Consider the following 13,981-nt stretch of genomic DNA (forward strand, 5'->3'; position numbering starts at 1 on the left):
ACCCCCGGGCGGCGTCGGCCGCCCGGGGGTCAGTCTCGACTGCGGACACTGAGGTCAGCCTGCCCAGGAGTTCGAGATGGCGTCGACGACCTGCTGCGGCGTGCCGTTGCCCTGCATGAACTGCACGATCGCGTCGTTCATCGGGTTGGCGACGGCCGGGCCGAACGCGGTGTCGAGCCAGAGCTGGACACCCGAGGCGTTGGCGAGAGCCTTCTGGGCCGCGGCCTGAGCCGGGTCCTCGATCTCGGCGCCGAGGGAGGCGAGAGCCGGCGAGTTGCCGAGCGCGACGTAACGGCGCTGCACGTCCTCCGAGAGGATGTACTTGAGGAAGTCGACCGTCTCGGCCGGGGCGTCGGCGTGGACGGAGAAGCCGTCGCCGCCACCGAGGATGCGGCCGTCGCCCTCACCGTTCGCGAACGCGGGGAAGGGGAACCAACCGAGGTGGTTCTCCTGGAGCTCCTGCGAGTTCTCGTCGAGGCCGTTGGCCTCGTTGTAGATGCCACCCATGACGCCGCCGTTCCAGACGCCCATGAGCTCCGACGCGGCCTGGCCGAGAGCGACCATGCCGGCCGACGACGCGGCACCCTGCTGGGCCGAGGTGGCCTGCCAGCCGTCGTTGAACGCGTTCGCGTCCAGGATCGTCTGGAGGTTCTCGCCGGTCTTCTCCCACGCGGGGTCGGAGAAGTCACCGGTGGACATGGCCTTCTCGAACGTCTCGGGCGAGACGGTCGAGACGGCGGTGTGGTACCACCAGTGCGCGGCGGGCCAGCCGTCGAGGCCACCGACGGCGACCGGCGTGATGCCGGCGTCCTTCAGCGTGCTCCACGCGGCGAACAGCTCGTCCCAGGTGGTCGGGAAGTTGGTGGTGTCGAGGCCGGCCTTCTCCCACAGGTCGGTGTTGACCCAGAAGCCGGCGGGACCGAAGGTGTACGGCAGGCCGTAGGTCTTGCCGTCGACCTGCCACGCGGTGGCGGGGGTGCCGATCGCGTCGATCGTGTCCGAGGCCACGTCCGACAGGTCCTTGACGATGCCGTCCTCGACCCACTGGGCCAGCTCGCCGCCGCCCCAGCTCTGGAACAGGTCGGGAGCGTTGCCGCCGGCGAACGCGTTGGGGAGCACCGTGTTGCGGAGCTCCTCGTTCTGGAACGCCTGGATGTTGATCGTCACGCCCGGGTTCTTGTCCTCGAACTCCTGGGCGACGTCCTCCCAGAATCCGAGCAGCGGCTCGCCGGTGCCGTTGTGCCACCAGGTGATCTCGACGCCGTTGCCGTCGGCCGAGCCGCCGTTGCCGTTGTCGCCGCCACCGCAGGCGGCAGCGACCAGGGCGACGGTCGCTGCCATAGCGACCATGCCCCCTGCGCGAATCTTGGTCTTCATGGAATGTCCAATCTGATCGGGCGACCGACGTGGTCGCATGAACCCATCCCACCGGGGTCCCGCTCCCCGTGGTGCGAGAGTGCGTGGAACCACGCATAAACGTTTTCCTACTGTTGCGGGGGCACTCGATGGGCGCCACCGGAAGGCGCTTCCAGCGCCAGCGCCGGTGCGGCTGCTTGCCGTCGTCGTCGCGGGGCGTGCCGGACCCCGCAGAGCGCGCTCCGGAGGCCTACGAAGGCGCCCGCGCGCGGTGTCCTCAGGGCCCCGTTCGGTCGTCGGGCGCCCGCGCCGTGCCTGGTAGAGCGCGGTTCGGCGCGCCAACCTAGGGTGGGCGGATGGGCAGTCTGGACGACGTGATGCGGACCGTGATCGACGCTGTCGACGGCGCCCTGGCCGGCGCCGTCATCGACGTCGAGACGGGTGCCCTGCTGGGGGCGGCGCACGAGGTGCCGTATTTCACCCAGGACTACCTCGACGCCGTCGCCGCCGCGGCGATCGAGACCTTCCGTGGTGCGTCCGTGACGCGCGTCGAGGAGCTCATCGCGCAGCACCGCGGGGTGCCGCCCGAGCACCTCGTCGAGGAGGTCCAGGTCACCACGCGCGGCACGCTGCACTTCCTCACGACCGTGCCCGAGAGGCCGGACGTGGCAATCGTTCTTGTCATCGATCGACGTTCGAGCACCGGGATGGGCTGGGCGGCGACCCGCCGCGCGGCCGCCGAGGTGAGTCCGCTCCTGGACGCGCCCGACGCCGCCGCGCCGGGGTCTGGCGGCGCCGGATGAACATCGCGGCACACGAGGCCGAGCGACTCGCGGAGGCGGCCGGCAGTCGATACGACCGTGTGGTGCGACTGGTCCAGGCGATCTTCGGCGCCCCGATCGTCGCCCTCAACCTGCTCGGCCCGCACGAGCAGTTCACCGTCGCGGCGATCGGGCCGTACCAGCGGCGGCTCCCGCTCGACGCGTCGATCTGCGCCACCACCGTGCTCCACGACGACGTCGTCGAGATCCCCGACCTGCGCGCCGACGAGAGGTTCCGCGACTTCCCGATGGTCGTTGCGCCGCCCCGGGTGCGCTTCTACGCCGGGGTTCCGCTGCGCGGCGCGGGCGGGCGCAAGGTGGGGGCGCTGTGCATGCTCGACCTGGTGCCGCGCGAGCTGGGCCCGATGCAGCGCGAGATGCTCGCGGACCTGGGCTCGATGGTCGAGCGCGAGCTCATGGTGCAGGACGAGATGTTGCGCGTCGGTGAGGTGCAGCGGCTGCTCCTGCCGACCGGCCCACCCGCGATGCCCGGGGTCGAGGTCGCCGGGCGCGTGCAGTCGGCACGCGAGGCCGGTGGCGACTTCTTCGACTGGCAGGTCGTGGGCGGCCCCGGTGGGTCGCAGCAGCTCCAGGTGGTGCTCGGCGACGTCATGGGGAAGGGCCTGGCGGCCTCGCTCATCGCCGCCGAGATGCGCGCGGTGCTCGGCACGCACTCGCGGTACGTCGCACTCGACGAGGCCGTGCGCCGCACGAGCGAGGCGACGTTGCAGAACCTGGAGAGCAACGGCCGGTTCGTCACGCTGTGGGGCGGGCGGCTCGACCCCGCCGACGGTACGCTCCGCTACGTCGACGCCGGTCACGGGCTCGCCGCGCTGGCCTCTCCGCGCGGGGTGCGGCGTCTCGTCCAGCGGTCGATGCCGCTCGGGATGCCGGTGCCGGTCACCTGGGCGCAGACGACGGCGGTCATGGCGCCCGACGAGACGCTGGTCGTCGTCAGCGACGGCGTGCTGGACGTCTTCGGGGACCTGGGCATCGCGCTCGACGCGGTGCGTGACCTGATCGTCACCGGCAGGACGTGCGCCGACGTCGTCGACAGGATCGTCGAGCAGGCCGCGGGGCGTGGTGCCACGGACGACGTCGCTGCCGTCGTCGTCCGGCGTGCGAGTGGTGAGCAGGATGCGTGGCGGAGCGAGGACCGACGAGAGGGGCGAGCTGGCTGATGGAGTTCGGGGAGCAGGACGCAGGAACCTACATGACGCTGGCGCCGGAAGGGCGGCTCAACCTCATCTCGGCGCCACCGCTCAAGGCGCGCGTCGACGACCTCGTGCGGGAGGGGCGCACCCGGGTCGTGGTCGACCTGGGGGCTGTCGACCACATCGACTCCTCGGGCCTGGGTGCGCTGGTCGGCGGGCTGAAGGCGGCACGGCAGGCCGGCGGGGACCTGCGGATCGCGCGCGCAGGCGAGCAGGTCCGGGCGGTGCTCAAACTGACAAACCTGGACCGGATCCTCGTGCCGTACCGCACGGTGGAGGAGGCCGGCCATGACTGGTGACGCTGTCGAGCGCAGCGACTACGTGCTTGAAGGGTTCGCCGTGCCGGCGGAGATCGACCATGTCCACGCCCTGCTGGAGCGCGTCGGCGCGGAGCACCCGGAGCTCGACTCGACCGACCTCATGATGTTCGAGACCGCGGTGGTCGAGATCGCGACCAACGTCGTCGAGCACGGACGGCCACCCGGTGAGGTGCGCTGGCGGCTGACCCTGACCGTCCGCCCCGACGAGATCGAAGGCGAGCTGCTCGACTCTGGCCAGGAGTTCAGCCCCGACCTCGACACGCCCATGCCCCACACGCTGGCCGAGGGTGGCCGAGGCCTTCCCCTGGCGAGCGCGCTCCTGCACCGCATCGAGCTCGCGCGGATCGACGACGCCAACCACTGGCGCATGGTGCGGCACCTCACTCCGCCGGCCGGCGCGTGACGGCGCTGGCCCACAGCCACACGAAGCCCTCGCGGCCGTGGGGGTCGCTGTAGCGCACCTCGACCTGCCGGTCCGTCCACGCGACGGCGAGGCCGTCGGCCTCGAACGCACCCGTCTGCCGTTGGGTCACCCAGGCGCGCACCGGCAGCGGGTGCTCGGGGCGCGTGACGCGTGCGTTGTCGCGCTGACGGCGGGGTGCCTCCTCAGGGGAGTCGCGCACGGGGACTCGGTCGACCATCACACCAGAATAGAACATGTGTTCTAGGTATCGGCTTGAGTGAAGTCAACCCGTGTCATGTCTCGGGACATCGGTGACGGGTCTGCATCAGGACATCGGTAACAGTTGATGTGTCAGGACTTCGGTGACACTCCGCGGTTCTTGGGGTGGCCCCTCGGGGTTTGCCGTTGCCGACGCCGCACCCCCGCCACACGCTTTCAGCCTCACGCTGTCAACTCCAGCTCGCGATCGCCCTGTGGCCCGACGACGCGCCACGGGGCGCGGTGAGCACGGTCTGCGTGGAGCGCGGCATCTCGCGCAAGTCGTTCGACGAGCTGCGTCGGCGTGCCCGGGTCGAGGGGCAGGCCGCGGTTCTCGAGTCGCGTTCGCGGCGATCGCGAGGATCGCGCTGAGGCGCGACGAGAGACGGAGCCCGACACGCCGAAACCTGACCATTCCCTCAGTGTATACACCGGGTGTATGGTCGCAGTCATGACGGTTCCCATGGCTCTCCTGGCCCTCCTCGACGAGGGGCCCACACACGGGTTCGACCTCAAGCGTCGCTATGACGCGCTGCTCGGGCATGAGCGTGAGCTCAAGTACGGGCAGGTCTACTCGACCCTCCAGCGCCTCGAGCGCGACGGCCTCGCCGACGGCGTCGGACTTGAGGCGGGTGGGGGCGGTGACCGAAAGGTCTACGCGATCACCGCTCACGGCATCACCGAGCTCGACCAGTGGCTCGCCACGCCAGAGCCCGCGACCGGTCGCCCGGCAGAGGTCTTCACGCGCGTCGTGCTCGCCCTCGTCAGCGGCCGTGACGCCGACCAGGTCCTCGACGCACACCGCCGTGCGTACCTGGACCGCATGCGCGTGCTCACCGCCCGGCGGCACGACGGCGACGTCGTCGACCGTCTCGCGGGCGACTACGAGATCGCCCACCTGGAGGCCGACCTGCGCTGGATCGAGCTGGCCTCCGTCCGACTGACCACGATCGCTGCGCAGGTCCGCGCGGCGGGAGCGAAGGGATCGCACCCATGAACGGGATCGTCCTGGAGGGCCGCCGCCTCGGGCATTCCTACGGCCCCACCCGCGTGCTCGACGACGTCGACGTCACGATCCGCGCTGGGGAGATCGTTGCCGTCATGGGCCCGTCCGGCTCCGGCAAGTCGACGCTGCTGCACCTGCTCGCCGGGCTGCTGAAGCCCGACGTCGGTGAGGTCTGGCTCGCGGGCCAGAGGTTCGACACCTTGGGTGAGCGCAAGCGCTCCGAGCGGCGCCTCAAGGAGCTGGGATTCGTGTTCCAGTTCGGTGACCTGGTGCCGGAACTGACGGTCGAGGAGAACGTCGAGCTGCCGCTCCGGCTGCTGGGCACTCGCCCGGCCCAGGCCCGCGCGCGGGCGCACGAGATGCTCGACCGCCTTGGCGTCGTCGAGCATGCCGCGAAGCGGCTGAGCGAGGTCTCGGGCGGGCAGGCGCAGCGCGCCGCCGTCGCTCGCGCACTGGTGCACACCCCGCCGGTGATCCTCGCCGACGAGCCCACCGGTTCGCTGGACACCACCACGGGCGAGCTCGTCCTGGAGGCGTTCGTCGACGCCGCGCGGGATCAGGGCACCGCCGTCGTCCTGGTGACGCACGAGCTGCGCGTTGCGTCCTGGGCGGGCCGCGACATTCTGCTGCGCGACGGCCGTGTGGTCGGCGGTTCCGCGGCCGGCGACCTGACCGGCGCGTCCGCGGGCTCGGTGTCCGCATGAGCGCGCTCGTCACGCTCGGCCTGCGCCTGGCCCGGGCGGGTAGCCCGCTGCGCGCCTGGTCGATCGCTGCCGGGAACGCGATCGGCGTCGTGCTGCTGCTCCTCGCCGGCTCGCTGCCGCAGGCGATGTATCCCGATCCGATCGAGCGCGGCGACCAGCGTGTCGCTCTGCTGACGATCGCGCTGTTCCTGCTGGTGCCCGCCGCGGTGCTGCTGGTGATGGTCGGGCGACTCTCGTCCGGGGTGCGTGACCGGCGCCTGGCCTCACTGCGCATGATCGGCGTGCCGCCGCACCACACACGTGTGGTGGCCGCGGTGGAGAACGGAGTGCTCGCGCTCGTCGGCGCGGTCGCGGGAGCGGTCCTGTTCCTGGTGGTGCTTCAGCCCACCAGTGCGCTGTTCGTGCGCGACACGACCGTGCTGGGCGAGCGTCTCGACGGCGCCCCGGCCCTGGTCGTCGCCGCGGTCCTCCTGGTGGTTGCCGTGTCGATCGGCGCGGGAACGGCCTCGACGTGGGACCGCGCGCTGCCCGGCACTGCGCCGCGCTCCGAGGCGCGAACCACAAACCCGCGTGCGTGGCGGCTGATCGTGCTGGGCGCCGGGCTGAGCGCGCTTGCCTGGCTCGCCGGCGCCGATATGGGAACGGCGAACCCCGACCTTGTGACGGTCGCGATGCTGGGCGGCGCGACCGCGACCGGCGTCGGGATCGCGCTCGTCACGCCGCTCGTGTCGTCCTGCGTCGCGCGGCTGCTCGTCCGGTCCGACGGCGTCACCTCTCGCCTGGCCGGCCGCGCGATGCAGGCCGACTCGGGAAGTGCGTCCCGGGTCGTCGCAGGGCTCGGCGTGGCCGTGTTCCTCTCGACGGGTGCTCTCGGCGTGCTCGGCGCGTTCGAGGCCGCACCGCAGAACGCGGACGCGATCCGCACGTTCGGTTCCGGCCCGCAGAAGGTGCGCATCATGGCCCCCGCCGATGGCGTCGCCTGGGAGCCGAACGACCTCGACTCGCTTCTTGCGGTGCCCGGCGTTCGCGGACTCGAACCGATCTCGCTCCAGGCTGGCCCCAAAGGTTGCCCTGAAGACGGGACCTGCCTGGAGGTGCTGGTCGGGACCTGTGCGCAGCTCAAGCTCTCGTTTGCGATGACCGGCTGCGACGACACCCGCGCCTCGGTGATCAGCACGGTCGATGCCGACGGCGCCACCCACCCCACCGGCTTCCTTCCGGAGCCGCCGCCCGCGGTCGGCGACACCATCTCGCTCGTCGACGACGACGGAACCGTTGCGCAGTACGTGACCCTCGACGGCCCCACCGTCATCCAGGATCTGCCCCGCCAGCAGGAGGAGTGGGCCTGGCCCAGCGACGCGGTCGCCTTCGTCCCCGTCGCGCTGCTCGGCGACTGGTACGCCGGACAATCGTTCCCTGTCGTCGTCGCCGACGGCGGGAGCGCGATGGTCCGGCAGCTTGAAACCTGGGCAGACGAGCACGGCTACTTCGCTTGGCAGCCCGCCGAGAGGGAGTGGGCCAAGGTCCAGGCGTTCCGTACCGCGGTCTGGTCGCTGTGCGGGGTCGCGATCACGGTCGCCCTCATCGTGCTCGCTCTCGGCGCCGCCGACCGGGCGACCGAGCGCCGCCGGTCGGTCGCTCGTCAGGTCATGGTCGGCGTACCGCCACGTGTACTCCAGCGCAGCCAGCTCCTCCAGACGCTCGTCCCGGTCGCCGTCGCCGTCCTGCTCGCTCTCGGCGCCGGCATCGTCGGCGTCAGCGGCTACACCAACATGGCGGAGCAGGCCTCGACGCTGGACAGCGGCGCGTGGCTCGGCCTCGTCCTCATCGCCGGCGTCGGCGGACTCCTCGCGGCGGCGAGCACCGTGCCGCTGGTGCGCACGCGACTGACCCCAGAACTGCTGCGACGGGAGTGAGGTCGCGTCACGGGACTCGTGCGACGGTATCGCCACGTGACGATGTGGACGGCGCAGCGCGTGCTCCAGGCCGGACCGGCCGAGCGGTCAGGCCCGCGCCACGGTCACGCCCGTGCCCGGAGGCGTTCGATCTCCTCCTCGACGATCGAGTCGTCCAGCTTGGTGAAGACGGGCGACGGTTTGCCGATCGGCGTGCCGGGGACGACGGGCCGTGACCCCACGCAGGGACGTCGCGGTAGTCGCCCGTGATCACCGGGTAGGTGCGTGCGGCGTCGTCGAGGTCGGTGACCTCGTCGATGCGTGGCTGCGGTGCGATGGTCCCGGTGCCGCCGAGCGTCTCGTGGATCGTCTGGGCGCTGTGCGGCAGGAACGGCGACAGGAGCGTGTTGCAGTCGCTGACGGCCTGCGTCACGGTGTGCAGCACGGTGGCCAGCCGGTCCGGGTCGGTCTTGAGCTTCCACGGCTGCGTCTCGGACACGTAGCGGTTGACGTCGCCGACCACGCGCATCGCCTCGGCGATCGCGGCGCGCTGCCGGTTCGCGCCGATGCTCGCACCCACCGTCTCGAACGCCACCGACGTCGTCGCGAGCACGGCGCGGTCCACGTCGAGCAGGGCGCCGGGCGCCGGGATCTGCCCGGTGTTCTTGTGGACCATCGACGCGGTGCGGTTGACGAGGTTGCCCCACCCGGCGACGAGCTCGTCGTTGGTGCGGCGCAGGAAGCTCTCCCAGGTGAAGTCGACGTCCTGGTTCTCCGGCCCGGCCGCCGCCACGTAGTAGCGGAACGCGTCGGGCTGGTAGCGGGCGAGCATGTCGCGCACGTAGATGACCACCCCGCGTGAGGAGCTGAACTTCTGCCCCTCGACGTTGAGGTACTCGCTGCTGACGACGTCGGTCGGCAGCTGGAGCGTGCCGTAGGGGCCCGGCTGCCCGCCTCGTGACCCGCGGCCGTCGTATCCGAGCAGCTCGGCCGGCCAGATCTGGGAGTGGAACGTGATGTTGTCCTTGCCCATGAAGTAGTACGAGCGGGCGTTCTCGTCCGTCCACCAGGCCCGCCACGCGTCCGGGTCGCCCGTGCGGCGCGCCCACTCGATCGACGCCGAGAGGTAGCCGATGACGGCGTCGAACCACACGTACAGGCGCTTGGCGGGGTTGTCCTCCCACCCGGGCAGCGGAACCGGGATGCCCCAGTCGATGTCGCGCGTCATGGCGCGCGGGCGGACGTCGTCGAGCAGGTTGAGGCTGAACTTCAGCACGTTGGGGCGCCAGCCCTGCCGGCCTCGCAGCCAGCCGCCGAGCGCGTCGACCAGCGCGGGCAGGTCGAGGAAGAAGTGGTTCGACTCGACGAACCGAGGGGTCTCTCCGTTGATGCGGCTCTTGGGGTGGACGAGGTCGATCGGGTCGAGCTGGTTGCCGCAGTTGTCGCACTGGTCGCCGCGCGCCCCGTCGTACCCGCAGATCGGGCAGGTGCCCTCGATGAACCGGTCCGGAAGGGTGCGGCCCGTCGAGGGGGAGACGGCTCCCTGGGTCGTCTTCTCGACCATGTAGCCGTTCTTGTGGACCGTGCGGAACATCTCCTGCACGACGGCGTAGTGGTTGCGCGTCGTGGTGCGCGTGAACAGGTCGTAGGTGAGCCCGAGCGACGTGAGGTCTTCGACGATGACGCGGTTGAAGCGGTCGGCGAGCTGCTGCGGCGTGACGCCCTCCTTCTCGGCCTGCACGAGGATGGGCGTCCCGTGCTCGTCGGTGCCCGAGACCATCAGGACGTCGTGACCCGCCATCCGCATGTACCGGCTGAACACGTCGGAGGGGACGCCGAAGCCGGCGACATGGCCGATGTGCCGCGGCCCGTTGGCGTAGGGCCACGCCACGGCCGAGAGGATGTGGGTCATGCGCCCGATCGTAGGGGGCAGCGTCCGAACGGGCGCGCATCCAGGATCTCGGCGAGCTCGTCGAGCAGCAGCTCGGCCTCGCGGGGGCCGAACGGCATCGGCGGGCGCATCTTCAGCACGCTGTCCTCGCGCCCGATCCGGCTGACCAGCACGTGCCGTGCGCGCAGGGCCTCGACGACGCGCCGCGTGCTCGCGGGGTCGGGGCGCGCCCGCGGGTCGTTCCGCGGGCGGTCGAGGATCTCGACGCCGAAGAACAGGCCGGTGCCCTTGACCGGCCCCAGCCGTTCGTGCGCCGCGACGAGCCGCTCCAGGCCGCGGCGCACGACGACGCCGGTCGCGCGCGCCCGCTCGACGAGATCCTCGTCCCGCAGGACGTCGAGCACGGCCAGGCCGGCCGCCGCGGACACCGGGTTGCCGCCGAAGGTGTTGAAGTACATGTTGCGCGGGCCGAACTCGTCGAGCAGCGCCGCGCTGAGGGCGACGCCGCCGACCGGGTGCCCGTTGCCCATCGGCTTGCCCATCGTGACCAGGTCGGGCACCACGCCGTGGTTCTGGTACCCCCAGAACGCGGTGCCCGTGCGGCCGAACCCCGACTGCACCTCGTCGCCGACGACGAGGCCGCCGGCCCCCCGGACCAGGGCGGCCAGCCCGGCGACGTACCCCGCGGGGACGCGGTTGAGGCCTTCGGTCGAGAACAGCGAGTCGAACAGCAGGGCGCTGAGCCCGTGCCCTTCCTGGCGAAGCGAGTCGATGGCGGCCCGGGCCTCGTCCAGCGCCACGGCGAGCACCGTGGCCTCGTCGTGGCCGCGGTCGGCGCCGTCGAGGTCGGGGACCCGCAGGGTGCGCACGTGCGGCCCCAGGCCCTCGCGCGTGCGCAGCCCCGTCGTCGCGGCGGCCAGGGCGCGCGTGTGACCGTGGTAGCTGAAGTCGGAGACGAGCACGCCTTCGCTCGACGTGTGCTGCGCGGCGATGCGCAGGGCGAGGTCGTTGGACTCCGAGCCGCTGTTGGTGAACACCACGCGGTCGAGCGGGGCGTCGAAGGTCGCCAGCAGCCGTTCGGCGTAGTCGACGACGCGGTCGTTGAGGTACCGCGTGTGGAGGTTGAGCGTGGCCGCCTGCCGGGCGATCGCCTCGACGACGCGCGGGTGGGCGTGGCCCACGTGCGGCACGTTGTTGTACGCGTCGAGGTACCGGCCGCCCGCGACGTCCGTGAGCCACACGCCGTCGCCGCCGACCAGCTCCAGCGGTCGGTCGTAGAACAAGGGGGCGTACGGGCCGAGCGTCCGCTCGCGCCGCTCCCGCAGGCCGGTCATGCCGCGTCCCTCCCGGCGTCGCCCGCGGCGTGCAGCGACGGCCACCCCGTCTCGCCCGTCTCGACGAACCGGCGCGCGCCCTCGACGACGAACGGCGCGACGACCTCGTGGTGCCACACGCTCACCGGGTCGTCCGGGCGTTGCGCCGCCCACCCCAGGTAGCTCAGGGCGCGCGCGAGCAGCAGCGGGTGCCACGCCGCGGCGTCGTCGGCCGTGAGCGCGCGCACGGCGGCATACCCGCCGACGAGCGCGGCGACGCGCTCGGCCGCACCGTCGCCGCGACCGCACCAGAACGCGGGCGTCGCCAGGTCGAACATGAACCAGCCCTCGCCCGAGTCGTCGAAGTCGAGCGCCACGAGGCCGTCGGGCGTGGCCAGGACGTTCTCGAACGTGAGGTCGGCGTGGATGAGGCCGTACGTCGCGCGGTCCCGCCGCAGGCCGGCCAGCCGCTCGGCGACGGCGTGCTCGGCGTCGTCCAGGATGTGGCGCTGCTCGTCGTCCAGGGACGCCAGGTCACCGGGGCGGCCCCACAGCGCGGCCGGGCCGGTCAGGCCCGCCGCGTCCCACGCGGGACGCTCCGACGGCGGGACGCTCGCGGTGCTCGCGACCTGGTGCAGCCGCGCCGCGAGCCGCCCGAGCCGGTACAGCGCGCCCGGCTCCGGGCCGGCGCCGTGCTCGAACGCCGCGCCGACGTCGCCCACGGGCGCACCGCCGTCGCACCACTCCTGCATCGTCGCCTGGCGCCGCGTGCCCGCCGCGTCGACGACGACGGCGACGTGCTCGCCGCGCGGCGTCGGCACCGGCGCCGGGACGCGCAGCCCGGCGGCGCGGAACACCTCGAGCGCACGGCACTCGGCCCGCAGCTGCGCGTCGTCGCGGTACCCGGGGCGGTGCATGCGCAGCGCCCGGTCGACGCCGGGCGCGCGCACCCGCCACACGTGGTTCTCGCGGTGCTTGACGAACGAGAGGTCGGCGTCGGCGGCGATCCCGAACGCGGCGAGCGCCGCGCGCGCCACATCACGCTCGACGTCGGGAACGACGCCGTCGTCGGGAACGGTGGGGCAGGACGCGGTCATGAACGCTCCAGGGTCGGCTCGCCGCAAGGCTAGGGGCGGCGGGTGAGCGCGCCGCAGGGCCCGGACGGTCCGCGCGCGCACAGACAACTGCTCGGCACCGGCGGACAACCGCGGCGAGCGCCCCCGGCCTCACGGTGGGGGTCACACGTCCGAGCGCCCTACCGAAGGAGCCCCCCATGACCTCCGCCCCGCAGGGCGGCGCACTCAAGCCGAACCAGCTTGGTGTGCCCGCCATCGTCTTCCTCGTCCTGGCGGCCGTCGCGCCGCTCACCGGCGCCATCGTGGTGCTGCCCCTGGCCATCGGGTTCGGCAACGGCGGCGGCATCCCGGCCGCGGTCATCATCGTCGCGGTCGCGCTGCTGCTGTTCGCCGTCGGGTACGCGCAGATCTCCAAGGAGCTCGTCAGCGCCGGCGGGTTCTACGCCATCGCCGTCAAGGGCCTGGGCCGGGCCGCCGGGGTGATCACCGGGCTCGTGGCGACGCTCGGGTACAACTTCTTCGTCGCCGGGGCGCTCGGCACCATCGGCTTCTTCACGGGGTCGGTGGTGATGCCGGCGCTGTTCGGCGGGTTCGAGGTCCACTGGTTCCTCGCCGGGTCGGTGCTGTTCGTCGTCGCGTTCCTGCTCGCCCGTGCGGGCATCCACGTCAGCGCGCTGATCCTGGGCATCGCCCTGGTGCTGGAGACGCTCATCCTGTTCGCGTTCGTCGTCGTGGTGGCCGTGCGCGGCGAGTTCAGCACGGCCGCGTTCACGCAGGCCTTCAGCCCCACGATCCTCGTGGGCGGCTCGATCTGGATCGCCTTCCTGCTGGTCGCGACGGCGTTCATCGGGTTCGAGGCGACGGCCCTGTTCGGTGAGGAGGCGCGCGAGCCGCGCCGCACCATCCCGCGAGCGACGTACGCGGGCATCATCACGATCGGCCTCCTGCACAGCGTCGTGGGCTGGGCGATCGTCAGCGCCGTCGGCGTCGGCGAGTCACAGCAGGCGGCGCTCGACAGCCTCGCCGACGGCGACCTCACGCTCGACCTGCTCGACTCCTACCTGGGCCCCGTCGTGGGGGCCATCGCCCTCGTGCTGCTCGTGGTGAGCCTGTTCGCGGCACAGCTCGCGTTCCACAGCTCGGCCGCGCGGTACCTGTTCGCGCTGGGGCGCGCGCGCATCCTGCCGGGCTGGCTCGCCACGACCAACCGCAACGGCGTCCCGGAGCGGGGCCAGGTGGTCAACCTGGTGTTCGCGCTCGCGGTCGCGGGCGTGTTCGCGCTGGTCGTCGAGAAGGACGCGGACGGCAACCCGCTGCCGCCCGTGCTGACGCTCGTGCCCGTCGGCATCGGGTTCGGCACGCTCGCCGTCATGATCGTGCAGACGATCGCGGCGCTCGCCGTCGTCGCCTACTTCCGCAAGGCCGCCGACCCGCGGTTGTGGAGCACCCTGGTCGCCCCCGGCCTGGGCTTCCTCGCCCTGCTCGGGTTCAGCATCGGCGCGATCGTCAACTTCACGCTCGTGGCCGGGTCGGAGGCGCTGTACGTGCGGGTGCTGCCGTGGCTGCTGGTCGTGACCGTCGTCGGCGGCCTCGTCTTCGCCGGCCGCCTGCGCACCCGCAGACCCGAGGTGTACCGCGACCTCGACGAGGACCTGGAGCGTTTCGACGCCGCAGACCCCGTGCTGACCGGGGCCGGTGCGCGGTAGCGGCACCGGCCCCGGGCG

The 13,981-nt window shown here is 72.1% G+C and carries 12 protein-coding genes and 2 pseudogenes; 9 read left to right on the plus strand and 5 right to left on the minus strand.

From position 1 onward, the window contains the following. Positions 1-54: 54 nt before the first annotated feature. Entirely contained in the window at positions 55-1,377 is a 1,323-nt protein-coding gene (locus ET495_RS17040; protein ID WP_162616526.1) for an ABC transporter substrate-binding protein, read from the minus strand. Between the two features lie 335 nt (positions 1,378-1,712). Here ET495_RS17040 and ET495_RS17045 point away from each other — a divergent pair, with 335 nt between their 5' ends. The 4 genes from ET495_RS17045 to ET495_RS17060 are packed head-to-tail and all read left to right on the plus strand — an operon-like array spanning position 1,713 to position 4,114. Beyond that, on the plus strand, positions 1,713-2,159 hold the full coding sequence (locus tag ET495_RS17045; RefSeq protein WP_129205765.1) for a hypothetical protein: 447 nt from the start codon (positions 1,713-1,715) through the stop codon (positions 2,157-2,159). After that, on the plus strand, positions 2,156-3,358 hold the full coding sequence (locus tag ET495_RS17050; protein ID WP_129205766.1) for a PP2C family protein-serine/threonine phosphatase: 1,203 nt from the start codon (positions 2,156-2,158) through the stop codon (positions 3,356-3,358). Before ET495_RS17045 ends, ET495_RS17050 begins: the two co-directional genes overlap by 4 nt. Next, complete coding sequence (locus ET495_RS17055; RefSeq protein WP_129205767.1) at positions 3,358-3,690, plus strand: STAS domain-containing protein; 333 nt, start codon at positions 3,358-3,360, stop codon at positions 3,688-3,690. Before ET495_RS17050 ends, ET495_RS17055 begins: the two co-directional genes overlap by 1 nt. Then, positions 3,680-4,114 (plus strand): ATP-binding protein, encoded by a 435-nt coding sequence (locus ET495_RS17060; RefSeq protein WP_129205768.1) that lies wholly within the window; start codon positions 3,680-3,682, stop codon positions 4,112-4,114. Before ET495_RS17055 ends, ET495_RS17060 begins: the two co-directional genes overlap by 11 nt. On the opposite strand, the gene ET495_RS17065 is transcribed toward ET495_RS17060, so the two are convergent. Beyond that, positions 4,092-4,352 (minus strand): hypothetical protein, encoded by a 261-nt coding sequence (locus ET495_RS17065; protein WP_129205769.1) that lies wholly within the window; start codon positions 4,350-4,352, stop codon positions 4,092-4,094. The two genes, ET495_RS17060 and ET495_RS17065, sit on opposite strands and share 23 nt — an antisense overlap. 167 nt (positions 4,353-4,519) lie before the next feature. On the opposite strand from ET495_RS17065, the pseudogene ET495_RS19050 reads away from it, so the two are divergent. The 4 genes and pseudogenes from ET495_RS19050 to ET495_RS17085 all read left to right on the plus strand — a co-directional run. Beyond that, a pseudogene (locus ET495_RS19050) lies at positions 4,520-4,732 on the plus strand (hypothetical protein); the annotation flags it as partial. 91 nt (positions 4,733-4,823) lie between these two features. Then, positions 4,824-5,369 carry a PadR family transcriptional regulator gene (locus tag ET495_RS17075; protein WP_129205770.1) on the plus strand — a complete coding sequence of 182 codons (546 nt, stop codon included), beginning with the start codon at positions 4,824-4,826 and terminating at the stop codon, positions 5,367-5,369. Beyond that, positions 5,366-6,082, plus strand: coding sequence for an ABC transporter ATP-binding protein (locus tag ET495_RS17080; protein ID WP_129205771.1), 717 nt, complete (start codon positions 5,366-5,368; stop codon positions 6,080-6,082). The genes ET495_RS17075 and ET495_RS17080 overlap by 4 nt, the downstream gene beginning before the upstream one ends. Next, a complete protein-coding gene (locus ET495_RS17085) occupies positions 6,079-7,998 on the plus strand; it encodes an FtsX-like permease family protein (RefSeq protein WP_129205772.1) in 1,920 nt (639 codons plus the stop codon). Before ET495_RS17080 ends, ET495_RS17085 begins: the two co-directional genes overlap by 4 nt. 104 nt (positions 7,999-8,102) lie before the next feature. On the opposite strand, the pseudogene metG reads toward ET495_RS17085, so the two are convergent. The 3 genes and pseudogenes from metG to ET495_RS17100 form a co-directional block, all read right to left on the minus strand. Then, positions 8,103-9,889 (minus strand): annotated as a pseudogene (metG, locus tag ET495_RS17090) (methionine--tRNA ligase). Beyond that, positions 9,886-11,202, minus strand: a complete 1,317-nt coding sequence (locus tag ET495_RS17095; RefSeq protein WP_129205773.1) for an aspartate aminotransferase family protein — start codon at positions 11,200-11,202, stop codon at positions 9,886-9,888. The pseudogene metG and the gene ET495_RS17095 overlap by 4 nt, the downstream one beginning before the upstream one ends. Continuing rightward, on the minus strand, positions 11,199-12,278 hold the full coding sequence (locus tag ET495_RS17100; RefSeq protein ID WP_129205774.1) for a phosphotransferase enzyme family protein: 1,080 nt from the start codon (positions 12,276-12,278) through the stop codon (positions 11,199-11,201). The genes ET495_RS17095 and ET495_RS17100 overlap by 4 nt, the downstream gene beginning before the upstream one ends. A 176-nt stretch (positions 12,279-12,454) precedes the next feature. Between ET495_RS17100 and ET495_RS17105 the strand changes: the two genes are divergently transcribed. Then, on the plus strand, positions 12,455-13,963 hold the full coding sequence (locus ET495_RS17105; protein ID WP_129205775.1) for an APC family permease: 1,509 nt from the start codon (positions 12,455-12,457) through the stop codon (positions 13,961-13,963). The last annotated feature ends 18 nt before the right edge of the window (positions 13,964-13,981 follow it).

Source organism: Xylanimonas allomyrinae, from assembly GCF_004135345.1.
Classification (GTDB): domain Bacteria; phylum Actinomycetota; class Actinomycetes; order Actinomycetales; family Cellulomonadaceae; genus Xylanimonas; species Xylanimonas allomyrinae.

Excerpts from the sequence above, each read along its gene's own strand:
- ET495_RS17045 (WP_129205765.1), top strand. The coding sequence starts at position 1,713 with ATGGGCAGTCTGGACGACGTGATGCGGACCGTGATCGACGCTGTCGAC.
- ET495_RS17065 (WP_129205769.1), bottom strand. The coding sequence starts at position 4,352 with ATGGTCGACCGAGTCCCCGTGCGCGACTCCCCTGAGGAGGCACCCCGC.
- ET495_RS17085 (WP_129205772.1), top strand. The coding sequence starts at position 6,079 with ATGAGCGCGCTCGTCACGCTCGGCCTGCGCCTGGCCCGGGCGGGTAGC.
- ET495_RS17055 (WP_129205767.1), top strand. The coding sequence starts at position 3,358 with ATGGAGTTCGGGGAGCAGGACGCAGGAACCTACATGACGCTGGCGCCG.
- ET495_RS17050 (WP_129205766.1), top strand. The coding sequence starts at position 2,156 with ATGAACATCGCGGCACACGAGGCCGAGCGACTCGCGGAGGCGGCCGGC.
- ET495_RS17100 (WP_129205774.1), bottom strand. The coding sequence starts at position 12,278 with ATGACCGCGTCCTGCCCCACCGTTCCCGACGACGGCGTCGTTCCCGAC.
- ET495_RS17095 (WP_129205773.1), bottom strand. The coding sequence starts at position 11,202 with ATGACCGGCCTGCGGGAGCGGCGCGAGCGGACGCTCGGCCCGTACGCC.
- ET495_RS17075 (WP_129205770.1), top strand. The coding sequence starts at position 4,824 with ATGACGGTTCCCATGGCTCTCCTGGCCCTCCTCGACGAGGGGCCCACA.
- ET495_RS17105 (WP_129205775.1), top strand. The coding sequence starts at position 12,455 with ATGACCTCCGCCCCGCAGGGCGGCGCACTCAAGCCGAACCAGCTTGGT.
- ET495_RS17040 (WP_162616526.1), bottom strand. The coding sequence starts at position 1,377 with ATGAAGACCAAGATTCGCGCAGGGGGCATGGTCGCTATGGCAGCGACC.
- ET495_RS17060 (WP_129205768.1), top strand. The coding sequence starts at position 3,680 with ATGACTGGTGACGCTGTCGAGCGCAGCGACTACGTGCTTGAAGGGTTC.
- ET495_RS17080 (WP_129205771.1), top strand. The coding sequence starts at position 5,366 with ATGAACGGGATCGTCCTGGAGGGCCGCCGCCTCGGGCATTCCTACGGC.